Raw genomic sequence first — 25506 nt, forward strand, 5'->3', positions numbered from 1 at the left:
ATGTTGGCTGATCCACCGCTTTCGCGAGCAGGCTCGCTCCCACATTTTTGATTTTCAGCAGCCCTGAATTTCGCGGTTTACTCCGTCCTGATACTTGTCCCCATCCGCTAATTTTTCCCGCCTGCATTCGTTTTATAGGCACGACGCGCCTTTGCGCCTGCTGCCTACTGATGCGGATGCCGATAGATGAATGCTGAAGACTCCTTGAAACTCGCTTGCCGGTTTATCGGGTTGCCCCTGGAAAAGCGCCAGATGTTCCTTGCGGCCTTGCACCAGGAGGGCGTGGATTTCGCCCGTTTTCCGATTCCCGCCGGCATCGAGGCCGAGGATCGCCAGGCGCTGTCGTACGCCCAGCAACGCATGTGGTTTATCTGGCAACTGGATCCCCTCAGCGGCGCGTACAACCTGCCGGGCGCGGTGCGGCTGACCGGGTGCTTGAACCTGCCGGCGCTGGAGCAGGCGTTCGCCAGCCTGGTGGCACGGCATGAAACCCTGCGTACGGTGTTCCAGCGTCAGTCCGACGACAGCTTGCAGCAAGTTCCTGCCACGGCGCCGCTGCGGATCGAGCAGGTGGATCTCAGCGCATTGCCTGCCAATGAACGCGAACGTGCCGTGGCTGAAACCGCCGAGCAGCAATCGGCGCTGCCGTTCGATCTGTCGACCGGTCCGCTGCTGCGGGTCACCTTGCTCAAGCTCGCCGACCAAGAACACGTGCTGTTGCTGACCCTGCACCACATCGTCTCCGACGGCTGGTCGATGAACGTGCTGATCGACGAATTCACCCGCTGCTACGACGCTTTCGATGCGGGTGCACAACCGCAGCTGACAGCATTGCCGATCCAGTACAGCGACTACGCCCTGTGGCAGCGCCGCTGGCTGGAGGCGGGCGAGCAGGCGCGGCAACTGGCGTATTGGCAGGCGCAATTGGGTGATGAACATCCGGTGCTGGAATTGCCCCTGGACCATCCGCGCCCGGCGATGCCGAGCTATCGCGGCACCCGTTACGAATTCGCGGTCGAGGCGCAACTGGCCGAGCGACTGCGCAGCACCGCGAAGAAGCACAACATCACCCTGTTCATGCTGCTGCTCGGCGCCTTCAACGCGCTGCTGCATCGCTACACCGGGCAAACCGACATCCGCGTCGGCGTGCCCATCGCCAACCGCAATCGCGCGGAAATCGAAGGCCTGATCGGCTTCTTCGTCAACACCCAGGTGCTGCGCACGCAACTGGACGGCCAGACCCGGGTCGACGACCTGCTGCGCGCGATCAAGGAAACCGCCCTCGGTGCCCAGGCCCATCAGGACCTGCCGTTCGAGCGCCTGGTCGAAGCGCTGAAACTGGAGCGCAGCCTCAGCCACACGCCGTTGTTCCAGGTGATGTACAACCATCAGCCGCAGGTGGCCGACATGGCCTCGGTCAGCACCGCGTCCGGTCTGGAGTTGGGCAGCATCGATTGGCAAAGCCGCACCACCCAGTTCGACCTGACCCTCGACACCTGGGAGAAGGGCGGCAAGCTGCATGCCGCGCTGACCTACGCCAGCGACCTGTTCGAGGCCGATACCATTGCGCGCATGGCCGGGCACTGGACGCGCCTGTTGCAGGCGATAGTCGACGATTCGGCGCAAAAAGTCGGCGAGTTGCCGATGCTGACGGCGGATGAGCAGCAAGTGCTGGTGCAGGACTGGAACCGCACCGCCGAGGTCTATCCGGTCGAGCAGTGCCTGCACCCGTTGATCCAGGCCCAGGCCCGACGCACCCCCGAGGTGCCGGCACTGGTGTTTGGCGATCGTCAGCTCAGCTATGCGCAACTCGATGCCCGCAGCAATCAACTGGCGAACTGCTTGCGCGAGCAGGGCGTCGGCCCGGATGTGCTGGTGGGCATCTGCCTTGAGCGCTCCCTGGAGATGGTCATAGGCCTGCTGGCGATTCACAAGGCCGGTGGCGCTTACGTACCGCTGGACCCGGAGTACCCGGCCGAACGCCTGGCCTACATGATCGAAGACAGCGCGATTGGCTTGCTGCTCACGCAAAGCGCCTTGCTCGGCGCACTGCCTACCGATGGCGTCACGGTCATCGCCCTGGATCAGGTGCAAGACTGGCTCGACGGCTACAGCGACATCTGCCCGCGGGTCGACGTGCATCCGTTGAACCTGGCCTATGTGATCTACACCTCCGGCTCTACCGGTAAGCCTAAAGGCGCGGGCAACAGTCATGCGGCGCTGGTCAACCGCTTGTGCTGGATGCAGCAGGCTTACGGGCTGGATGGCAGCGACTCGGTGCTGCAGAAAACCCCGTTCAGTTTCGACGTGTCGGTGTGGGAGTTCTTCTGGCCGCTGATGACCGGCGCGCGCCTGGTGGTAGCGCCGCCGGGGGCGCATCGTGAACCGGCGCAGTTGATCCGCCTGATCGATGACCATGGCATCAGTACGCTGCACTTTGTGCCGTCGATGCTCCAGGCGTTCATCCACGAACCGGGTGTGGAGGCTTGTAACGGCCTCAAGCGCATCGTCTGCAGCGGTGAAGCCTTGCCGCTGGATGCGCAATTGCAGGTGTTCAAAAAGCTGCCGGGCGCCGGGTTGTACAACCTGTACGGCCCGACCGAGGCGGCCATCGACGTCACCCACTGGACCTGCATCGACGAAGGCGCCGACAGCGTGCCCATCGGCCGGCCCATCGCCAACCTGCGCACCCATGTGCTGGATGCGCAATTGCTGCCGGTTCCGGCCGGCGTGGCGGGGGAGTTGTACCTCGGCGGCGCCGGGCTGGCGCGCAGTTATCACCGGCGTCCGGCGCTCAGCGCCGAGCGTTTCGTGCCGTGCCCCTTCCATGACGGCGCGCGCTTGTACCGTACCGGCGACCGCGTGCGCCAGCGTGCCGATGGGGTGATCGAATACCTGGGGCGCCTCGACCATCAAGTCAAATTGCGTGGCCTGCGCATCGAACTGGGAGAAATCGAAACCCGCCTGATGCAGCATGCCCTGGTGCGCGAAGCCGTGGTGCTGGTGCAGGGCGGCAAGCATCTGGTGGCGTATCTGGTGCTGGAAAATCCCGATGCCGACTCGCAGTGGCCGCAATCCCTCAAGGCCTGGCTGCTCGGCAGCCTGCCGGAATACATGGTGCCCACTTACCTGATGCCGCTGGACGCCTTGCCGGTGACCGCCAATGGCAAGCTCGACCGCAAGGCCCTGCCGTCACCCGACGCTGTGCCGCGACAGGCATTCGTCGTGCCGCAGGATGCGATGCAGACCGCGCTGGCGCAGATCTGGCAAGACGTACTGGGCGTGGAGCGAGTGAGCCTCGAAGACAATTTCTTCGAACTCGGTGGCGACTCGATCATTTCCATTCAAGTGGTCAGCCGCGCCCGCCAGGCGGGTATCCGCCTCAGCCCGCGTGACCTGTTCCAGTACCAGACCGTGCGCAGCCTGGCATTGGTCGCGGCATTCGACAGCCGCAGCACCATCGATCAAGGCCCGGTCAGTGGCGAGGTGATCCTGACCCCAGCGCAGCATTACTTCTTCGAACAGGCCATCGCCCAGCGTCAACACTGGAATCAGTCGCTGCTGCTGACGCCCCGGGAAGCGCTGAATCCTGAGGCGTTGGAGCGGGCGTTGGTTACCGTCATCAACCACCACGACGCCTTGCGCCTGCGTTTCATCGACGGTGCCGAAGGCTGGCAGCAACGCCATGCGCCGCAAGTCGAGTCCGCTGGATTGTGGCAGCGTCGGGCGTCTTCGTCCGAAGCCTTGACTGCCCTCTGCGGTGAGGCGCAACGCAGTCTCGATCTGGCAAACGGGCTGTTGCTGCGCGCCTTGCTGGTTTGCCTCGACGATGGCAGCCAGCGCCTGCTGCTGGTGGTTCATCACCTGGCGGTGGACGGGGTGTCGTGGCGGGTGTTGCTTGAAGACTTGCAACAGGCCTACCGGCAAGTGGCGTTGCCCGCGAAAACCAGCGCCTTTCAAACCTGGGCCATGCATCTGCAACAGCACGCCCGCACACTCGATCAGCAAATGCCGTACTGGCAGGCGCAACTGGCGGATGCCCAGAACCTGCCATGCGACAACCCGCAGGGCAGCTTGCAGCAGCGCCACGGGCACAAGATCGAATCGAAACTGGACGCCGAACTGACCCGACTGCTGCTGCAACAGGCCCCGGCGGCCTATCGCACCCAGGTCAATGATCTGTTGCTCACGGCGCTGGCGCGGGTCATCTGCCGCTGGAGCGGGCAGGGCTCGACGCTGATCCAGCTTGAGGGCCACGGCCGCGAAGACCTGTCGGACGACATCGACCTGAGCCGCACGGTCGGCTGGTTCACCAGCCTGTTTCCGCTGCGCCTGCAACCCGAGGCCGGGGCGGCGAACTCAATCAAGTCGATCAAGGAACAACTGCGCGCCATTCCCGGCAAAGGCCTGGGTTATGGACTGCTGCGCTACCTCGGTGAACCGGCGCAGCGCCAGGCCCTGCAAGACCTGCCGGCGCCAAGGATCACTTTCAACTACCTGGGGCAGTTCGACCGTCAGTTCGACGACGCTGCGCTGTTCGTCCCGGCCCCGGAAAGCGGTGGCCAGGCCCAAGGCGACGATGCGCCGCTGGCCAACTGGCTGACCGTGGAGGGCCAGGTCTATGGCGGCCAGCTCTCGCTGCAATGGGGCTTCAGCCGTGACATGTTTGCCGAGTCCACAGTGCAACGACTGGCCGATGCCTACACCGAAGAGCTCAAGACACTGATCGAGCATTGCTGCACGACAGCGGCAGGCCAGGTCACGCCATCGGACTTCCCGCTGGCGCGCATCACCCAGGCACAACTCGATGCCTTGCCTGTCCCTGCGCCGGCCATCGAGGACGTTTACCCGCTGACGCCGATGCAGCAGGGCATGCTGTTCCACACCCTGTACGAACCCCAGGCCGAGGCCTACATCAATCAATTGCGCCTGGACATCCTGGGCCTGGACCTGGCGGCATTCGGCCGGGCCTGGCAAGCGGCGATCAACCGGCATGACATCCTGCGCAGCAGTTTCCACTGGCTGGGACTGGAATCCGCGCATCAGGTGATTCATCGCCAGATCGACCTGCAACTGCAAGTGATCGAAGCAGCCGACATCGACCTCGATGTACTGGCCGCCGAGGAGCGCAGCCGTGGCTTCGAACTCAGCGCCGCGCCGCTGTTCCGCTTGCTGCTGGTGCGTCGGGGCAGTGAAGACTGGCACCTGATCCATACCAGCCATCACATCCTCATGGACGGCTGGAGCAACGCCCAGTTGCTCGGCGAAGTGATCCAGCATTATGCCGGCCAGACGCTGACCAAACCGTTGGGACAGTACCGCGACTACCTGGGCTGGATTCAACAGCAGCCGCTGCTGGCCGGCGAGCAGTTCTGGAAACAGGCGCTGGCGCCGCTGGAAACGCCGACGCTGCTGGCGCAAGCCTTGCCGACGCCAGCCGAAGGGCACGGCATGGGCGAGCATCAATTGACCCTTGAAAGCGCCGCGCTACAGCGCCTGAGCGATTTCGCCCGCCAGCAGAAAATCACCCTCAATACACTGCTGCAAGGCGCCTGGGGTCTGTTGTTGCAGCGCTACACCGGCCAGCCCTGTGTGGCGTTCGGCGCAACCGTTGCCGGACGCTCCGCGCCGTTGCCGGGCATCGAGCAGCAGTTGGGGCTGTTCATCAACACCTTGCCGATCATTGCCAGTCCGCCAGCGAGCCAGTCCGTGGCCCGGTGGCTCAACGACCTGCAAGCCCTGAACCTGAGCCTGCGCGAGTTCGAACACGTGCCGCTGTACGACATTCAGGGCTGGGCCGGGCAGCAGGGGGCGCTGTTCGACAGCCTGCTGGTGTTCGAGAACTTCCCGGTGGCCGAAGCCCTCAAGCAAGGGGCACCGGCGGGCCTGACCTTCGGCGCGCTGCACAATCACGAAATCACCAGTTACCCGCTGACCCTGGGTATCGAAGTCGGCGCCAGCCTGCGTCTGGATTTCAGTTTCGACCGTTCCCGGTTCAGCGCCGCGCAGATCAGCCAGTTGGGCGCCAGCCTGTTGCAGGTGCTGGAGCAGTTCGTCGCACGGCCCCAACAGGCATTGGGCGCGGTCAGCTTGCTGGATGCACAGGCCCGAGCAAAGGTGTTGGCGTGTTCCCGTCCGCCTGCACCGCCAATCGCTAGCTCGTTGCTGGCCCATCAGCGTTTCGAGCAGCAAGCGGCACGCACCCCCGATGCACTGGCGGTGATGGTCGGTGACGAGCGCCTGACCTACGCCCAGTTGAATGCACAAGCCAACCAGCTCGCCCATCGCCTGCGCGCCCAGGGTGTGGCGCCGGGGCAGCGGGTGGGCCTGTCGGTGCGACGCAATGCGCAGATGATTGTCAGCCTGATGGCGATCCTCAAGTCCGGCGCCGGTTATGTGCCGCTGGACCCGGACTACCCGGCCGAGCGTCTGGCCTACATGATCGAAGACAGCGGCATGCACCTGCTGCTGGCGCAACCGGGGTTGCTGATCGATGTAGCACTGCCGCAAGGTTTGCCGTGCCTGGCGCTGGAGCCGGGCGCAGACGCCGGGTATTGCACCGACAACCTGGTCAACCTCGCCAGCGCCGAAGACCTCGCCTACCTGATCTACACCTCCGGCTCCACCGGACGGCCCAAGGGCGTGTGCCTGGCCCATGCCGCACTGCGCGAGTTTTGCGTGATCGCGGCGGACTATTCACAACTCACCCCGCAAGACCGCGTGCTGCAATTCGCCACGTTCAGCTTCGACGGCTTTGTCGAGCAGTGCTACCCGCCCTTGTGCGTGGGCGCGGCGCTGGTGATGCGCGGCGATGAGCTGTGGGACACCGACACCCTCTATCGCCAAATCATCGAACAGGGCGTGACCCTGGCGGATTTGCCGGCGGCCTACTGGTTCCTGCTGGCTCAGGAGTGGGCCGCGCAACCGCAGCGGGACAAGGGGCGCTTGCGTCAGGTCCATGTCGGCGGTGAAGCCATGTCCCTCGAAGGCCTGAAGCTGTGGCACGCCGCCGGTTTGGGTGATGTGCGCCTGCTCAACACTTACGGGCCGACCGAAGCCACGGTGGTGTCCAGCACCCACGAATGCACGCTGGCCGATACCCGCAATCACCTTGGCGTACCCATCGGCAAAGCGCTGCCGAGGCGTGCGCTGTATGTGCTGGACAGCGAAGGGCACCTGCTGCCCACCGGTTGCGTCGGTGAATTGTGCATCGGCGGCGACGCCGGCCTTGCCCAGCGCTATCACCAGCGTCCGGGCCTGAGCGCCGAGCGCTTCATCGCCGATCCGTTTTCCAGCACCCAGGGGGCGCGGCTGTACCGCAGCGGCGACCTGGCGCGCTATCGCGAGGACGGTGCCCTGGAGTACCTGGGGCGTATCGATCATCAGGTGAAAATCCGTGGTTTCCGGGTCGAGCTGGGTGAGCTGGAAGCGCACCTGCAAGGCCTGCCGATGATCAGCGAAGCCGCGGTGCTGGTGCACGAAGGCGTCGGCGGCAAGCAATTGATCGGCTATGTGGTGCCGGCCTCGGATGAACTGCTGGACGCTGATGCGCGTCAACTCACCGACACCGTGCGCCGCGCCTTGGGCGAGCGCCTGCCGGACTACATGCTGCCGGCGCAACTGGTGTTGCTGGTCGCATTGCCGCTTAACCGCAATGGCAAACTCGACCGCGCAGCGCTGCCGGCCCCGCAGGTCTGGGAGGCCGAAGCCGGCAGCGCCCCGCAAGGTGAGTTGGAAATCGAACTGGCGCAGATCTGGCAACAGGTGTTGCAGGTCAATAGCGTCGACCGCGAAAACAGCTTCTTCGAATTGGGTGGGCATTCGTTGCTGGCGACGCAAATCGTCTCGCAGATCCGCCAGCGCCTGGGCCTGTCGGTGAGTTTGCGCAGCCTGTTCGAACATCCGCGCCTCGAGGATTTCGCCGCTCAGGTGCAGATGCTGCAACGCACCTGTGAACGCCCGGCGCTGGTGGCCGATACCTCTGGCGAACGCCAGCCGTTGGCCTTTGCCCAGCAGCGCCTGTGGTTCCTGTGGAACCTGGAACCGGACAGTTCGATGTACAACATGCCGGGTGCCTTGCGCCTGCGGGGCGAGTTGAATCTGGCGGCCTTGCGCCAGACCTTCGAAACCCTGGTGCAGCGCCACGCCGTGCTGCGCACCACCTTTTACGAAGAGGACGGCCAGGCCTGGCAGCGGGTGCATTCGCAACTGCCATTGAGTTTTGTCGACAGCGACCTGCGGCATCTGCCGGTTCCGGACGTCGAAGCGCAACAGCTGGCCCGCGAGGAAGTCGCCCGGCCATTCGACCTGCGCCACGGTCCGTTGCTGCGGGTGCGGGTACTGCGGGTCGCGGATGAGGAGCATGTGCTGTTGCTGACGGTGCATCACATCGTCGCCGATGACTGGTCGTTCCGCGTGCTGATCAATGAATTCGTCACGCTGTATCCAACCCTCGACCGTGGCCAGACCCCGCAACTGCCGGCACACAGCGTGCAGTACGCCGACTTCGCCAAATGGCAGCGCCAGTGGCTGGAGCAGGGCGGCGAGTTGCAGCGCCAGCTCGATTACTGGCAGCAGCGCCTTGCCGAGCCACAAGCGGTGCTCGAGTTGCCCGCCGATGGCGACCGGCGCACTACACAGGAAGGCGCCAGCGCCCATTTCACCTTCAGCGGCGAACTCAGCCAGCAGTTGCGCGACTTTGCCCAGCAGCACGATCTGTCGCTGTTCATGCTGCTGCTGACAGGTTTCACCCTGGTCCTGCGCCAGCGTACCGAGGTCAGTCGGGTGCGCATCGGCACCGATATTGCCAACCGAAATCAAGCCGGGCTTGAAGAAATGGTCGGCTTCTTCGTTAACCAATTAGTACTGCAAGTGGAGGTCGATGCCGAGCAGTCGGCGGCGCAGTTGTTGGACGCTTGTCGCCGGGCGGTACTGGAGGCTTCGGACCATCAGGACCTGCCGTTCGAGCGCCTGGTGGAGGCCTTGCGCCTGCCGCGCCGGGCCGGCCGTTCGCCGCTGTTCGACATCAAGCTGATTTACCAGGAAGGCGTCGGTCGCCTGCCGTCGATGGAGGGGCTGCAGGTCGAGGACTTCCCGTCCGGGCGTCAGGCCGCCGAGATCGGCATGGTCGCCGCGTTCTACAACGATGCCGAGCACATTCACTTGAGTTTCGAAACGCCGGTGGGCCAGTACCAGCCGAGCACGCTGGAGTGTTTGTTCGAACAGATTCGGGCGGTGCTCCAGGCGCTGATACGCGCTGACGGGGGGCAGGTTGGCGAGTTGCTGGAGCTGGCGGCCGATGTGCAACGCCGTGCCGATACGCGCTTGAACGAGCAACGCAAGGCCTTGCTCGGCGGCGCCAAGGCGATCAAGCGTCGCTCGGCGAACCGTGGCGCGCCGACACCACAGATCGCAGCGGACTGATTCAGTCGGTGGTGCCATCGAGCGCCGCCGTCATCATTTTCTGGAGGGGTTTATGACCGTTTCAACGACCAGGTCCATGCCCAAGATGGGTCGTGGTGCCCGCAAAAGCCTGTCCACCGATCCGACGCGGCTGGTGAGTTTCGCACCGATGTTCGAAGGCCTCAGCATGCCGCTGGTGTGCCGTCCGGCTGTGTCCGGCGTAAGCCTGGTGGAATGGGCGAGCCAGAATCGCGCGCTGATCGACAGCAAGCTGCTGGAACACGCGGTGATCCTGTTTCGAGGCTTCCAGGTGGCCGATATCGGCGAGTTCAATCGCTGCGTCGACGGGATTTCCGGCGGAGCCCTGGAGTACCTGTTCCGCGCCTCGCCACGGACCCAGATCAGCGGCCAGTTCAAGATCTACAGCTCCACCGATTACCCGGCGCCGGAGAAAATCTTCCCGCACAACGAACACTCCTATTCGCCGGTGTTCCCGCGTCACCTGTATTTCTACTGCGACACGCCGTCGACTACCGGTGGCGAAACACCCTTTGGCGATACCCGCCGGATCCTCGCGCGGATCGACCCGGCGGTGCGCGAAGAGTTTGCCCGCAAACGCATCATGTACGTGCGCAACTACGGCGACGGCATGGGCCTGCCATGGCAGACCGTGTTCCAGAGCGAGGACCGCGCCGAGGTCGAAGCCTACTGCGGCAAAATCGGCATCCAGGCCGAGTGGAAACCGGGCAACCGCCTGCGCACCCGGCAGAACGGCCCGGCCATCGTGCGCCATCCACTGACCGGCGAGCGCATCTGGTTCAACCACGGCACCTTCTTCAACGCACTGACCCTGCCGGACAGCATCCGCGACAACCTGCGGCGTGAATTCGGCCCGCAAGACTTGCCGCAGAACACCTTCTTCGGCGACGGCTCGCCGATTCCCGACGAGGTGATTCGCCACCTGCAAGGCATCTACCGCGAGGTGATGGTCGAGTTCGCCTGGGAGAAGGGCGACGTGGTGCTGCTCGACAACATCCTCAGCGTGCATGCGCGCAACGAATTCACTGGCTACAGAAAAATCCTCACGGCCATGGCCATCGCGCAGAAAAGCGCCGACCTGGATCAGGAATAAGGACACCCGACATGAACACCACCGCCCTCGAACCTTCGGTAGACGTATTCCAGACTTCGGCCCAGCAGGCCTTTTATTTGCGTGCCCAGGAGCTGGGCGCACGGCCGTTGTTTGCCGCGCTGACGTTGCCCGTCGCCAGGCCAGCGGATATTCAGGCGTTGCGCACGGCACTGGAAACACTGGGCCGGCGCCATGAAGTCCTGCGCACGCTGTACCGCCGCCTGCCAGGCATGAAGTGGCCGGTGCAAAGCCTGTGCGATGCGCTGCCGCTCACACTGCTGGGCAGCCAGCCTTCGGTGGCCGAGGCCTTGAGCCGCAGCCGTGAAGTCATGGTTGAAGATTCGAATCAGGCGCTGGTGGTGGCGCAGGTTGAAGACGGAGCAGGGCAGCCGCTCATCACCTTGCTGGCCCCGGCAAGCAGCTTCGACGAGGCCTCGCTGCGGGTGTTGGCGAGTGAACTGGGCAGCCTGCTGCGCGGTGAAACCCTGGGCGGCGACGAGGACGCGCTGCAATACCTGGACTACAGCGCATGGCAGGAAGAACTGCGCGAAGAGGATATCGGCCACCAGGGCGCGGCGTTCTGGCGCAATCTGCAACAGCAGTTCGCCGTGGCCCATCGCTTGCCGTTCGAAAAAGCCGTCGCTGTCACGCTGCTTCGTCATCAGGCAACGTTGATCGACGCCCCGTGGCTGGCCGGCGTGCAACGGGTCGCTGGCGAAACGGGCGTAGAAGCAGAGCAATTGGCGCTATTGCTGTGGACCGCATTCGTTGCGCGCATCGGCCATCAGGAAAAGCTGCTGATGGGCTGGCAGGTGGACGGGCGCAACGAGCAAACCAGCGCCACCCTCGGACGCTTCGCCCGGCGATTGCCGGTGGCTTTCGAGCACCGCAGCCAGCAAACCCTGGCGCAAGCGCTGGTGGCGTTTGCCGCCAGCGTCGAACAGTCGCTGTCGTGGCTCGATTGCCTCAATGAATTCGAACTGAGCGCTGAAGGCACCGCGCCGCTGCGTTATGGCTTCGTCTATCAGGCCGGCATTGAAAGCACTATCGAGGTGGACGACGGCAACCCCGAAGTCCTGCGCCTGCGTGTACAGGGCGATCAGTTGCAGTTGTCGTGTCTTGACGGGGCGCTGCCCGAATCGATGCTGGTCGAATGGCTGGAGCAGTTTGTCGAGTTCAGCCGTCAATTGTTGGCATCGCCCGAGCTGACACTGGCTCAGGCAAGTCTGGTCAACGACGCACAACTGAGCCGCCTGATCGAAGGCTTCAACCCGAACGCCACCGAGCAGACATTGCCGTGCCGCTTCCTGCAAGAACTGTTCAGCGAACAGGCGCGCCTGCATCCGCAACGCATCGCCGTGAGCGTCAACGGCCAGCGCCTGACCTATGCCGAAGTGGATGCGCGTTCCAATCAGGTGGCCAATACCCTGCGCACCCAAGGCGTGGCGCCGGACCAGATCGTTGCGGTCTACGGCCAGCGCTCCCTGGAAATGGTCATTGCTCTGTTGGGCACGCTCAAGGCCGGCGCTGCGTATTTGCCGCTGGACCCGAACTACCCGATCGAACGTCTGGCGTTCATGCTCGCCGACACCGGCGCGCGCCAAGTGCTGGCCTGCCAGGCATTGCCGGATGCATTACGTAGTGAGCGGACCATTTCCCTGATGTCGGGGGCCGAAGTCTGGTCCGCCGCGCCAACCCGGCCTGAGCCACAAGGCGACAGCACCAACCTGGCCTACGTTATCTACACCTCCGGCTCCACCGGCAAACCCAAGGGCGTGATGATCAGCCATGCCAATGCCGTGGCCTCGACCCTGGCGCGCAATGCCTTCTATCGCCAGCCGCTGCGGGCATTCCTGATGCTCTCGTCGTTCTCTTTCGACAGCTCGGTGGCCGGGGTTTTCTGGGCGCTGGGGCAGGGCGCGACCCTGTGCCTGCCGGACGAAGACAGCTACAAGGATCCGGCCCGATTGGCCGAGTTGATCCAGCGTGAAGAGGTTTCCCATTACCTGACCTTGCCGTCGTACCACGCGCAGATTCTCGAACACCTCGACCAGCAGACGCTGGCCTGTGTGATCGTCGCCGGCGAAGCCTGCGGCAATGCACTGGTGCAGCGACATCGCGAGGCATTGCCGGGGGTGGCGCTGGTCAACGAATACGGCCCGACCGAAGGCACCGTGTGGTGTTCGGCCTGGGAGCTGCTGCTCGGTCAAGCGGATGACAGCGTGCCGATCGGCCAGCCGATTGCCGGCATGCGCATCCACGTGCTCGGTCCGGACCTGCAACCGGTGGCCGTGGGCGTCGAAGGCGAGTTGTATGTCGGCGGTGCCGGAATTGCCCGGGGTTATCTGCAACGGGCCACGCTGACGGCCGAGCGTTTTGTCCCCGACCTGTTCGCGAAGGCGGCGGGCCAGCGCCTGTACCGCACCGGCGACCTGGCGCGCTATCGCGCCGAGGGCGTGCTGGAGTATCTGGGCCGGGTCGATCACCAGGTGAAAATCCGCGGCTTCCGCATTGAACTGGGCGAAATCGAGTCGGCCATGCGCAGCGCTCCCGGCATCGAAGACGCCGCCGTGATTGCCCGGGAAACCCCGACCGGCCCGCAACTGCTGGGCTTCGTCGTGTCCCCGGCCGACACCGCCGACATCCGCCTCAACGAGTTGCGCAGCCATCTGGCCGAAACGCTGCCCGAGCACCTGCAACCGGCGCGCTTGCAGGTGCTGGAGCGTTTCCCGCTGATGCCCAACGGCAAACTCAATCGCCAGGCCTTGCTCGATCTCGATGTGCGCCGCAGCGTCTTCGTCGCGCCGCGCAACGACCTGGAAAAAAACCTGGCGGCGATCTGGGCCGAAGCGCTGCACGTCGAGCGTGTCGGCGTGCACGACAACTTCTTCGAACTCGGCGGGCACTCGTTGCTGGCCACGCGCATTCGTGCGCGGATACAGGAAGAACTGAACCTGGCGATCCCGCTCAAGCTGTTTTTCGACGGTGACACCCTGGAACGCCTGGCGGCGCAGATCGAGCAGTTCCGCCACCACAGTGAGCATAAAGAAAACGATGTAGACGCCCTTGAAGCGTTGTTCGACGAAGTGGATGAGGAACACGCGCGATGAGTGCCGCACCGGACAGAATGATGACCCTGGCCCAGCGTTTCTGCGGCTTGAGCGCCGACGCCCGGCGTGCGTTGCAACAGAAGATGCACGCCCAGGGGCTGACCCTGGAACTGCTGCCGATTCCGCCACGGGACCGCAGCGTAGACACGCTGCCGGCGTCCTACGCGCAGCAGCGCTTGTGGTTCCTCTGGCAGATGCAGCCCCAGGCCACCGCCTACAACCTGACCGGTGCCTTCCGCCTGAATGGCGAGCTGAACCGCGAGGCACTGGCGCAAACCCTGAGCGCGCTGGTGCAGCGTCATGAAGTGCTACGCACCACCTTCGTCTTCGATGATCAGCAAGTACTGCAAAAGATTCACCCACGGATGGATGCACCGCTGGTTGAAATCAGCGCTGGTGACGAGCTTGAGTTGCAACGCCAGATCGCCCTGAACGCCGAGCAGCCGTTCGACCTGCAGCACGGCCCGTTGATGCGTTGCCGCCTGATCCGCCTCGATGCGCAGCAACATGTACTGGTGCTGACCTTCCACCACATCGTTACCGACGGCGGCTCGTTGCCGATTCTGTTGCAGGAGTTCACCCGGCTCTATGCGCAGTTCAGTGCCGGGCAGCCTGCGCAGCTGCCGGAGCTGGGCATCCAGTACGCCGACTTCGCCCGCTGGCAGCGCCTGTGGCTGGAGGCCGGCGAGGCCGAGCGCCAGCTGGATTACTGGCGCGGGCAGTTGGGCCATGAACACCCGCCACTGAGCCTGCCGACCGACCGTCGTCGCCCGGCGATCCCGAGCCAGCAGGGCGCCAGTGTCGAGCTGGAAATCTCCACTGCGTTGACCGCTCGATTGCGGGATCTTGCCCGCGGCGAAGGCTGCACCTTGTTCATGCTGCTGATGGCGGCGTTGCAGACATTGTTGCATCGCTACAGCGGCGAACAGGACATCCGCGTCGGCGTGCCGATTGCCAACCGTACCCGCCAGGACGTGGAAAACCTGCTGGGTTTTTTCGTCAACACCCAGGTGCTGCGCAGCCAGCCACGGGCCGACCAGCCGTTCGGGCAATTTCTCGCCGAGATAAAAGCCGCGGCCCTCGGCGCACAGGCCCATCAGGACTTGCCCTTCGAGCAACTGGTCGATGGCCTGGGGGTGGAACGCAGCCTGAGCCACACGCCGCTGTTCCAGGTGATGTTCAACCACCAGCGCGACAGTGGCGGCCCGCAACGCTGGGACCTGCCGGGGCTGAGCGTCGAACCGCTGATCTGGGATGAGAAAACCACCAAGTTCGACCTGATGCTCGACACCGTCGAGGGCGACGAGGGCATCCACGCGTCGTTCGTCTACGCCACCGAACTGTTCGACGCCTCGACCATCGAGCGTCTCGGCCGGCATTGGCTGAACCTGTTGCAAGCGATTTGCACTGACAGCACGGTTGCCCTGGCGGACTTGTGCATGCTCGACGCCGCCGAGCAGCAGGCCACCGTGCTCGACTGGAATCGCACTGCCGGGTTGAACAGCGATCAGCCGAACCTGCCTTGCGCCCATCAACTGATCGAGGCCCAGGCCGCCGCGCACCCGAACAACATCGCCGTGACCTGCGACGGCGTCACCCTCACTTACGCCGAACTGAACAGCCGCGCCAACCGTATCGCCCATCGCCTGCGCGAGCGCGGCGTCGGCCCGGACGTGTTGGTGGGCATCGCCCTGGAGCGTTCGCTGGAGATGATCGTCAGCCTGCTGGCGATCCTCAAGGCCGGTGGCGCCTACGTGCCGCTGGACCCGCAATACCCGCAGGATCGCCTGGCCTACATGCTCGCCGACAGCGGCACGCGCCTGTTGCTGACCGATTCGGCGCTGATGCCGCGCCTGCCGTTGAACGAAGGCATTGAAGTGATCTGCCTCGATCACGCCATCGACTGGCTGCTCGAGGCCAGTGCCGACAATCTGCCGAACCTGACCGCGCCAGCGAACCTGGCCTACGTCATCTATACCTCCGGTTCCACCGGCAAACCCAAAGGCACGCTGCTGCCCCACAGCAACCTGACGCGGCTGTTCAGTGCTACGGAACACTGGTTCGGTTTCAACGCCGACGATGTCTGGAGCCTGTTCCACTCCTATGCCTTCGACTTTTCCGTGTGGGAAATCTTTGGTGCGCTGTTCTACGGCGGCAAGCTGGTGGTGGTGCCCCACGCGGCCAGCCGCTCCCCGGAAGATTTCGCCCGCTTGCTCAGCGACGAGCGCGTCACCGTACTCAACCAGACGCCCTCGGCCTTCCGCCAGTTGCTGCCGTTCGCCTGCGCCAACGCGCAAGGCATGGCCCTGCGCTGCGTGGTGTTCGGCGGCGAGGCGCTGGACGTGGCCAGCCTGCGTCCGTGGTACGACGCCTTCGATGACCGGCAACCGTTGCTGATCAACATGTACGGCATCACCGAAACCACGGTGCACGTGACCTACCGGCCGCTGTCCCGCGCCGACCTCGATGGCGCCAACAGCTCGCCGCTGGGGGAGCCGATCAGCGATCTGCGCTGGTACGTGCTCGACCCGCGCCTGAACCCGGTGGCCAAGGGCTGCGTCGGTGAGTTGTACGTCGGCGGAGCCGGTCTCGCTCGCGGTTATCACCAGCGTGCCGAACTGACCGCCACGCGGTTTGTCCCGGACCTGTTCGCCGCCGACTCGGGCGCACGCCTGTACCGCACTGGCGATCTGGCGCGGTATTGCGCCGACGGCAGCATCGAGTACGCCGGGCGTATCGACCATCAGGTGAAGATCCGTGGTTTCCGTATCGAACTGGGGGAAATCCAGGGGCGCCTGCAAAGCCATCCGGCCATCGAACAAGCGCTGGTGCTGGCACCACAGGTCAATGGCAGCCCGCAGCTGGTCGCGTGGTTTACCGCGAGCGGCGACGCCAGCGATTTGCGCCAGTCCCTGCGCGAACACTTGCAGGCCGGTTTGCCGGACTACATGGTGCCGGCGCATCTGATCAAACTCGAGCAATGGCCGCTGACCAGCAACGGCAAACTTGATCGTGGTGCACTGCCCAAGCCCGACGCAGCATTGGCGCAGCAGGCTTACACGGCGCCGATCGATGAGCTGCAAACCGAATTGGCAGCGATCTGGCAGGACGTGCTCAAGCTTGAGCGCGTGGGCATCGACGACAACTTCTTCGAACTGGGCGGCGACTCGATCATCTCGATCCAGGTGGTCAGCCGCGCGCGTCAGGCCGGGATTCGCATTACCCCCCGGGACCTGTTCCAGCACCAGACCGTGCAGAGCCTGGCGAAGGTCGCTGTACGCAGCGCCGGGCTGGTGATCGATCAGGGACCGGTGCGTGGCGAAGTGTTGCTGACGCCGATCCAGCACTGGTTCTTCGAACACGACATCGAGGCCCGGCATCACTGGAACCAGTCGCTGCTGCTGGACCTGCGCGAGCCGCTGCACAGCGCCAGCCTGCAACAGGCCTTGGTCGCATTGGTTGAGCATCACGATGCATTGCGCCTGCGTTTGCGTAATGTCGATGGCGTCTGGCAACAGGCCCAGGCCGAGCAGTGGAACAGCGTCGAGGTGCTGTGGCGGCGCCAGGCTGCCAATGCCGATGAGTTGCTGGAGCTGTGCAACGCCGCGCAAGCCAGCCTGAATCTGCAGGATGGCCCGCTGTTGCGCGCCTTGTTGGTGGACATGGGCGCGGCGGGTCAGCGCCTGTTGCTGGTGGTGCATCACCTGGCGGTGGACGGCGTGTCCTGGCGATTGCTGCTGGAAGATTTGCAAACCGCGTATCAACAAGCGCAGCAGGCTCAACCCTTGCGTCTGCCATTGAAAACCAGCGCCTATCAGGCCTGGGCCGCTCGCCTGCAATCCCATGCGCAAAGTGCTGAACTGGCCAGCCAGGTCAGTTACTGGCAAGACCAGTACCGCGACGTGCAGGTGGAACTGCCCGCCGACAATCCCCAGGGCAGCCTGGTCCGTCAGCATGCCGTGAGCGTGGAAACCGTGCTCGACAGCACCTTGACCCGCCAACTGCTGCAGGATGCCCCGGCGGCGTACCGCACCCAGGTCAACGACCTGTTGCTGACCGCATTGGCACGGGTGCTGGGCAACTGGACCGGTCAATCATCGACGCTGGTCAAACTGGAAGGCCACGGCCGCGAAGACCTGTTCGACGACATCGACCTGACCCGCACCCTGGGCTGGTTCACCTCGATCTTCCCGGTGAAACTCACCCCGGCGGGTGATCTGGCCGCGAGCATCAAAGCGGTCAAGGAACAGCTGCGCGCCGTGCCCGACAAAGGCATCGGCTTCGGCATCCTGCGCTATCTGGCCGACGCCGGCCTTGAGGATCTGCCGTCGCCGCAGGTCACCTTCAACTACATGGGCCAGTTCGACGCCAGCTTCGACGAACAGGCGCCGTGGCGTCCGGCCCGGGAAAGCAGTGGCGCCGAACAGGGCGCGTCGGCTGGACTGGACCGGGGCCTGAGCATCAACGGCCAGGTCTACGCCGGGCAACTGCGCTTAAGCTGGACCTTCAGTAGCGAAGTGTTCAAACCGCGGACCGTGCAGCGTCTGGCCGATGCCTATGGGTTGGAACTGCAGCAGCTGATCGAACATTGCCTGAGCGGTGCCGGCGGGTTGACCCCGAGCGACGTGCCACTGGTGCGCGTCGATCAGGCGCAACTGGATGCCTTGCCGCTGACGGCGGGGCAGATCGAAGACATCCTGCCACTGTCGCCGATGCAGCAAGGCATGTTGTTCCACAGCCTGTTCGCCCCGGATGCCGGGGCCTACGTGCCGCAGATGCGCGTGGATGTGCAGGGGCTCGACGTCGAGGCGTTCCGCGATGCCTGGCAACAGACACTGCAGCGCCATGAGGTGCTGCGCGCGGCGTTCTTCAGCGAAAGCAACGGCTCGCGGCCGCTGCAAGTGATCCTGGTCGACGCGACGTTGCCGCTGACCGTGCTCGACTGGCGCGATCAAACCAAGGTGACCGAAGCGCTGGATCGCCTGGCTGAGGACGACCGTTTGCGCGGTTTCGACCTGACGTTGGCGCCGTTGCTGCGCCTGACGCTGGTGCAGACCGCCGATGACAGCCATCACCTGATCTTCACTAACCACCACATCTTGCTGGACGGCTGGAGCACCTCGCAGTTGTTCGGCGAAGTACTGCAACGCTACTCGGGTGTCATGCCGGCGCCGGGTGTTGGCCGATATCGCGACTACATGAGCTGGCTGGGCACGCGCGACCGTGCCGCCTGCGAAGCGTTCTGGCTGGAGCAATTGCAGTTGTTCACTGAGCCGACCCGTTTGGCCGGCGCCTTGCCGACGCCTGTGGCGGTGCAGGGCGATGCTCATCGCACCTTGCACCTGAGCCTGGATCGCGCAGCTACCGAACGCCTGAGCGGCTTTGCCCGTCAGGCCCGCGTCACGCCCAACACCGTGCTGCAAGCGGCTTGGCTGTTGCTGTTGCAGCGCTACACCGGGCAGCAGACTGTGGCGTTCGGCGCCACGGTGTCGGGTCGTCCGAGCGAACTGCAAGGCATCGAGCAGCAGATCGGACTGTTCATCAACACCTTGCCGGTGATCGCCACACCGCACCCCGAACGCACGGTCAGCCAATGGGTCGATGAAGTCCAGGCGCTCAACCTCAGGTTGCGCGAAGTCGAATACACGCCGCTGGCGGACGTGCAGCGTTGGGCCGGTCACTCCGGCGAGGCGCTGTTCGACACCCTGCTGGTGTTCGAAAACTACCCGGTGGCGCAAGCGCTGGAGCAGGGTAACGCCAGCGCGTTGAAGTTTTCCGGCATCAGCAACCACGACCAGACCAGCTTCCCCCTGGCCATTGCCGCCGAACTGGGCGAATGCCTGGACTTGCGTTTCAACTACGACACGGCGCTGTTCAGCGCCGAAGCCATCGAAGGCTTGAGCGCACGTCTGTTGGCGTTGCTCGATGCCATGGTCAGTGCGCCGCAACAGCCCTTGGGGCGCTTGAGCCTGCTCAATGCCGCGCAAACGACGCAGCAGGTCGAAGGCTTCAACCGCACCGCGCAGGCCTGGCCGGATGTGCACCCGGTCTACCAGTGCTTCGAAGCCCAGGCACTGAAGACACCGGACGCACCGGCCCTGGTGTTTGCCGGCCAGACCCTCAGCTATCGCGAGCTCAACCAACAGGCCAACCGGCTGGCGCACTACCTGCGCAGCCAGGGCGTCGGTGCCGAAGTGTTGGTGGGCATCGCCGCCGAGCGCTCGCTGGAACTGGTGATCGGCTTGCTGGCGATCATGAAAGCCGGTGGCGCCTACGTGCCGCTGGACCCGGACTACCCGCGCGAACGCCTGGACCACATGTTCGAAGATAGCGGCGTACACCTGCTGCTGACCCAGCGGCATCTGCTGCAACAGTTGCCGATTCCAGCCGCCACCACGGCGATCTGCCTGGACGACATGGCGCCGTTGCTCAAAGGTCTGAGCGAAGAAAACCTGCCCTGCGTGGTCGAGCTGCAATCGCTGGCCTACATGATCTACACCTCCGGCTCCACGGGTAAACCCAAGGGCGCGGCCAACCGTCACGATGCCTTGTACAACCGCCTGGCGTGGATGCAGGGCGCGTACCCACTGGACGGGCGCGACACCGTGTTGCAGAAAACCCCGTTCAGTTTCGACGTGTCGGTCTGGGAGTTCTTCTGGCCGCTGATGGTGGGTGCACGCCTGGCCGTGGCCGAACCGGGTGCCCATCGCGATCCGGCGCGACTGGTCAGCCTGATCGAGCAGTACCAGGTCAGCACCCTGCATTTCGTGCCGTCGATGTTGCAGGCGTTTGTCCAGGGCGAAGGCTTCGAACGTTGCGCCAGCCTGCGGCAGATCCTGTGCAGCGGTGAAGCCTTGTCGGCGGACTTGCAGCACAGCCTGTTCCGCGTGCTGCCCGATGTCAGCCTGTACAACCTGTACGGCCCGACCGAAGCGGCCATCGACGTGACCCACTGGACCTGTGTCGACGACGGCGGCTTCAGCGTGCCGATCGGATATCCGATTGCCAATCTGGTGACCTACATCCTCGACGACAGCCTGCAACCGCAAGTCCAGGGTTGCGTCGGTGAGCTGTACCTGGGCGGCATCGGCCTGGCCCGTGGTTATCACAACCGTCCGGACCTGACCGCCGAGCGCTTTGTCGCCAGCCCGTTCGGTGAGCAGGGCGAGCGCCTGTACCGTACCGGCGACCTGGCGCGCTATCGCGAAGACGGCGTGATCGAATACGTCGGGCGCATCGACCATCAGGTCAAAATCCGCGGCTTGCGCATCGAGCTGGGTGAAATCGAGGCCTGTCTGCTGGAGCATCCGTCGGTGCGCGAGACGGTGGTGATCGCCCTCGATGTTGGCAAGTCCAGGCAACTGGTGGCTTACGTCACAGGTGATGCCGCCCTCGATCCACTCAAGCAACACCTGCGCAGAGCGCTGCCCGAGCACATGCAGCCAAGCCACTTACTGCTGCTCGATCAGTTGCCGGTGACGCCCAACGGCAAGCTCGACCGCCGTGCGCTGCCACAACCGGATCAGCAAATTCGCGAGTATGTCGCAGCGCGCAATGCTGTGGAGGCAACGCTGCAAGCGGTGTGGCAAGCATTGTTCGAAGTGCCGCAGATTGGCATGCAGGACAACTTCTTCGAACTGGGCGGTGATTCCATCGTCTCGATCCAGGCCGTCAGCCGCGCACGCAAGGCCGGTTTGAGCATTTCGCCCAAGGATGTGTTCAGCCACCCGACCCTTGCCGAACTGGCGACGGTCGCTCAACCGCTCACGGCGGACCAAACCATACCGACTTTGGTTGCACCGGCAGCAAAGATCGAACTGAGTGAAGCGCAGTATCAGGCGCTGGAATTGACGGCAGACGAAGTCGAGGACGTTTATCCGCTGTCACCGATGCAGCAGGGCATGCTGTTCCACTCGGTGCAGGACGGCGACTCGGGGCTGTACGTCAACCAGATCGAAGTGGGCGTGCGTGGCGTCGACGGTGCACGTTTCCGTGCAGCCTGGGCGGATGCTGCCCAACGTCACGGGATCCTGCGCACCGCATTCCTCTGGGAAGGCGACAAGGAACCGCTGCAAGTGGTGCTGCGTGACGCGCCGTCACTGCTGACCGAACTGGACTGGCGCGGGCTGGAAAATCAGCCTGAGCGCGTCCAGCAATTGGCCCTGAAGGAGCGCGAACGCGGTTTCTCGTTGAACCGCGCACCCTTGTTGCGCCTGTTGCTGGTGCGTCTGGAAGACGACCGTTATCGCCTGATCTGGACCTACCACCACATCCTCATGGATGGCTGGAGTGTGTCGCGCCTGATCGGTGAAGTGCTGCGTCATTACAGCGGTGATGAGCACGAGCCGGTGGCCGCTTATCGCGACTACATCCACTGGCTCGGCCAGCAAGCCGCCGAAGCCAGCGAGGCCTTCTGGAAAGGCAAACTGAGCAATCTGGAAGGCGCCACGCACTTGGCTCGCGCCTTGCCGGTCAAGGCGCCGCAAGCGGGTTATCACGCGATCTACACGCACCTGAGCGCACAGCAGACCGCGGGTTTGCAGGCGTTTGCCCAGCAACAGCAAGTGACCCTCAACACCCTGGTGCAAGCCGCGTGGTTGTTGCTGTTGCAGCGCTACACCGGCCAGCGCACGGTGACCTTCGGCGCCACCGTGTCCGGCCGCCCGGAAACCCTCAACGGCGCGCAGAACATGCTCGGGCTGTTCATCAACACCTTGCCGGTGGTCAACTTGGTGCCGACCGAGGCCAGCGTCGGCGATTGGCTGCGGGAGATCCAGGCTTATAACCTCGACATCCGTGACTTCCAGCAAACCCCGCTCAGCGATATCCAGCGCTGGGCCGGGCAGGGCGGGCAGTCGTTGTTCGACAGTATCATCGTGTTCGAAAACCAGCCGGTGGACCGCACCCTGCGCGAGTGGAACGGCGACTCCCTGCGCTTCGAGGACGTGTCCGATTTCGGCCTGACCAGCTTCGCCATGGACCTGATGGTCAGCCTCGACGAAGGGCTGCGCATCGAGTACATGCACCAGCGCGATCAGTTCGATCTGGCCACCGTCGAAACCCTGCGCAGCCACATGGAAAGCCTGATGCAGCGCCTGTGCGACGACGCCGGGCGCGCCGTCGGTGAGCTGGGCCTGCTGACCCTGGACGAAGGCCGGGCGCTGGACGGCGAGCTGCCGGTGGTGGCTGAGGGTGACGAGACGCCGGTGCACGAACTGATCCGCCAGCGTGCGCGACTGCAACCGGATCACACGGCGCTGGTGCTGAGCCATGCCGACCGCGACGCCGAGCACTTGAGCTACGCCGAACTGGACCGGCGCTCCGATGCCCTGGCGGTGCATCTGCTGCAACAAGGCGTGCAGGCCGAAGACGTGATCGGCGTGTTCATGGAGCGCTCGCTGGAACTGCTGGTGTCGCTGCTGGCGGTGATGAAATGCGGCGCCGCCTACGTGCCGCTGGACCCGCAATACCCGCAGGAACGACTGCGCTACATGATGGCCGACAGCGACATGCGCCTGTTGCTGACCCAGGAGCGTCTGCGTGATTCAGCGCAACTCAACCCAGGCACGGCGATGGTCGCGGTGGATCGCTTGAACCTCGACGTCGAGGTGCCTGCACCGCAATGCGCGGTGCATGCCGAGCAACTGGCCTACCTGATCTATACCTCGGGCTCCACCGGCAAGCCGAAAAGCGTCGCCGTGGCCCACGGGCCGCTGAGCATGCACGTGCAGGCCATCGCCAAGCTGTACGAGATGGACCCGGACAATCGCGAACTGCATTTCATGTCGTTCGCCTTCGATGGCGCCCATGAGCGCTGGATCACCGCGCTGATCAGCGGCTCGACCCTGGTGATCCGCGACAACACCTTGTGGACCGTCGAACAGACCCTGGCCGTGCTGCACCGCCAGCGCATCAGCGTCGCCTGCTTCCCGCCGGCGTACCTGCTGCAACTGGCCGAACACGCCGAACTGCAGGGTGGCGATCCGCCGCCGGTGCGCATCTATTGCTTCGGTGGCGATGCGGTGCCGGACGCCACCTTCGAACGGGTCAAGCACACACTCAAACCGCAATTCCTGGTCAATGGCTACGGACCGACGGAAACCGTGGTCACGCCGCTGCTGTGGAAAATCGCCGCCGACGGCCAGTGCCAGGCGATGTACGCGCCGATTGGCCAACGCGTCGGCAGCCGCAGCCTGCACGTGCTGGACATGGACCTCAACCCGCTGCCGGTGGGCATGGTCGGCGAGTTGTACATCGGCGGGCGCGGTGTCGCGCGCGGCTACCATCGCCACCCGTGGCAGTCTGCCGAGCGCTTCGTCGCCGACCTGTTCAGCACCGAGGGCGGGCGCCTGTACCGCACCGGTGACCTGGTGCGCCGTCGCGAGGATGGCGTGTTCGACTACGTCGGGCGCATCGACCATCAGGTCAAGGTGCGCGGCTTCCGCATCGAACTGGGTGAAATTGAAGCCCGCTTGCGCGAGCAGGCCGGGGTCAACGATGCGCTGGTGGTGGTGCGTGACAACGGGCAGGGGCCGCAACTGGTGGGCTATGTGGTCGCGGCGCAAGACGACGGCCTCGGCCCGCGTTGTCAGGCGGCATTGCGCGAAAGCCTGCCCGACTACATGGTGCCGACGCAGGTCGTGGTGCTGCCGCGCTTCCCGCTGACCCCCAACGGCAAGCTCGACCGCAAGGCCCTGCCGACCCCGGCCTTCACCGGTCGCGACTACGTGGCACCGCGCACGCCGCTGGAATGGGCGCTGGCAGACATCTGGCAGCAGGTGCTGGGCATCGAAAAGATTGGCATTACCGACAACTTCTTCGAGTTGGGCGGTGACTCGCTGCGCACCCTCAAGGTGATCTCGAAAGTGCGTGCCCTGAATGAGCCGAACTTCCAGCTCAAGCTGCGGGACATGATGGCCAGGCCGACGATTGCCGGGTTGTCCGGTGTCGATGAACAGCCGCTGCGACAGAGTCCGCAACCGCTGTTGCTGCTTAATCAGGTGGTGAGTGATCAGCCGCCGCTGTTCTGCCTGCATGCCGGTTTCGGCACAGTGTTCGATTACGAGCCGTTGGCGCGGCGCCTGGAGGGTGAGCGCACGGTGTACGGCGTGCAATGCCGGATGCTGCTCGACCGGCAGTGGCACGACACCTCGCTGGCGCAGATGGCCGCCGACTACGTCGAGGCGATCCGCGCCCGGCAACCCCAAGGGCCGTATCACGTGCTGGGCTGGTCGCTGGGCGGGGCGTTGGCGTTGCTGGTGAGTGACCAGTTCGAACGGCAGGGCCAGCGTGTGGCGTTCCTCGGTCTGGTGGACAGCTTTGTGCCGACCCAGGCCAATGCCGTCGCCAGCCCGGAGGAGTGGTGCGCGGATTTGTCTGAATTCCTTGGTGTCACCCTGGGCATGGACGATGCGGTGATCGCCCGGGTGTTGAGTAGCGAGTCGACAGGGGACCATGACGCCGTGGCGCGGATCATACGCGCGGTGATCGAAAGCCAAAGCGATCAGGCCAGCGGTTACGCGCTGCTCGGCGCCGACGAGTTGGCCCAGACATTCATGGTCAGCACGCGCTTGAAGGCGCTGTCACGGCAGGTCGAAACCTTGCCGATTGCGCAAGCCGAGCTGCATTGCTGGTGGGCCGATGGCAACCCGACAGCCGAACGCGCGACCCTGGAGCGTCAGCAACCACGGCTGCGCAAGGTGCAAACGGTGACGGCCGGCCACTTCGATATCCTGCAGCAGGATGAGTGCCTGGATGCCGTGCTGGCGGCGCTTGGACGGGAGGTGGTGCCGCAGCTCTAGGGCTTGCCCGCGACAAAAACAGGCTCGCCCTAATGAACGGTCCTCACGGTTCGTTTATTGG

Annotated in this window: 4 protein-coding genes; all 4 read left to right on the forward strand. The window is 64.4% G+C overall.

All coding sequences use genetic code 11. The annotated features are described in order from the left end of the window. Positions 1-186 precede the first annotated feature (186 nt). Genes C8K63_RS26845 through C8K63_RS26860 form a run of 4 tightly spaced genes read left to right on the forward strand, consistent with a single transcriptional unit; the run spans position 187 to position 25445 of the window. Entirely contained in the window at positions 187-9423 is a 9237-nt protein-coding gene (locus tag C8K63_RS26845) for a non-ribosomal peptide synthetase (RefSeq protein WP_108219437.1), read from the forward strand. A 52-nt stretch (positions 9424-9475) separates the two neighbouring features. Next, a complete protein-coding gene (locus C8K63_RS26850) occupies positions 9476-10534 on the forward strand; it encodes a TauD/TfdA family dioxygenase (RefSeq protein ID WP_108219438.1) in 1059 nt (352 codons plus the stop codon). Between the two features lie 11 nt (positions 10535-10545). Further along, positions 10546-13644, forward strand: coding sequence for an amino acid adenylation domain-containing protein (locus tag C8K63_RS26855; protein WP_108219439.1), 3099 nt, complete (start codon positions 10546-10548; stop codon positions 13642-13644). Beyond that, positions 13641-25445: an amino acid adenylation domain-containing protein gene (locus C8K63_RS26860; protein WP_108219440.1), complete on the forward strand. Its 11805-nt coding sequence runs from the start codon at positions 13641-13643 to the stop codon at positions 25443-25445. The genes C8K63_RS26855 and C8K63_RS26860 overlap by 4 nt, the downstream gene beginning before the upstream one ends. The last annotated feature ends 61 nt before the right edge of the window (positions 25446-25506 follow it).

Origin of the sequence: Pseudomonas sp. GV085, assembly GCF_003050925.1 — a bacterium.
Taxonomy (GTDB): Bacteria; Pseudomonadota; Gammaproteobacteria; order Pseudomonadales; family Pseudomonadaceae; genus Aquipseudomonas.

Coding starts and splice junctions, on each gene's coding strand:
- C8K63_RS26845 (WP_108219437.1), top strand. CDS start 187: ATGAATGCTGAAGACTCCTTGAAACTCGCTTGCCGGTTTATCGGGTTG.
- C8K63_RS26850 (WP_108219438.1), top strand. CDS start 9,476: ATGACCGTTTCAACGACCAGGTCCATGCCCAAGATGGGTCGTGGTGCC.
- C8K63_RS26855 (WP_108219439.1), top strand. CDS start 10,546: ATGAACACCACCGCCCTCGAACCTTCGGTAGACGTATTCCAGACTTCG.
- C8K63_RS26860 (WP_108219440.1), top strand. CDS start 13,641: ATGAGTGCCGCACCGGACAGAATGATGACCCTGGCCCAGCGTTTCTGC.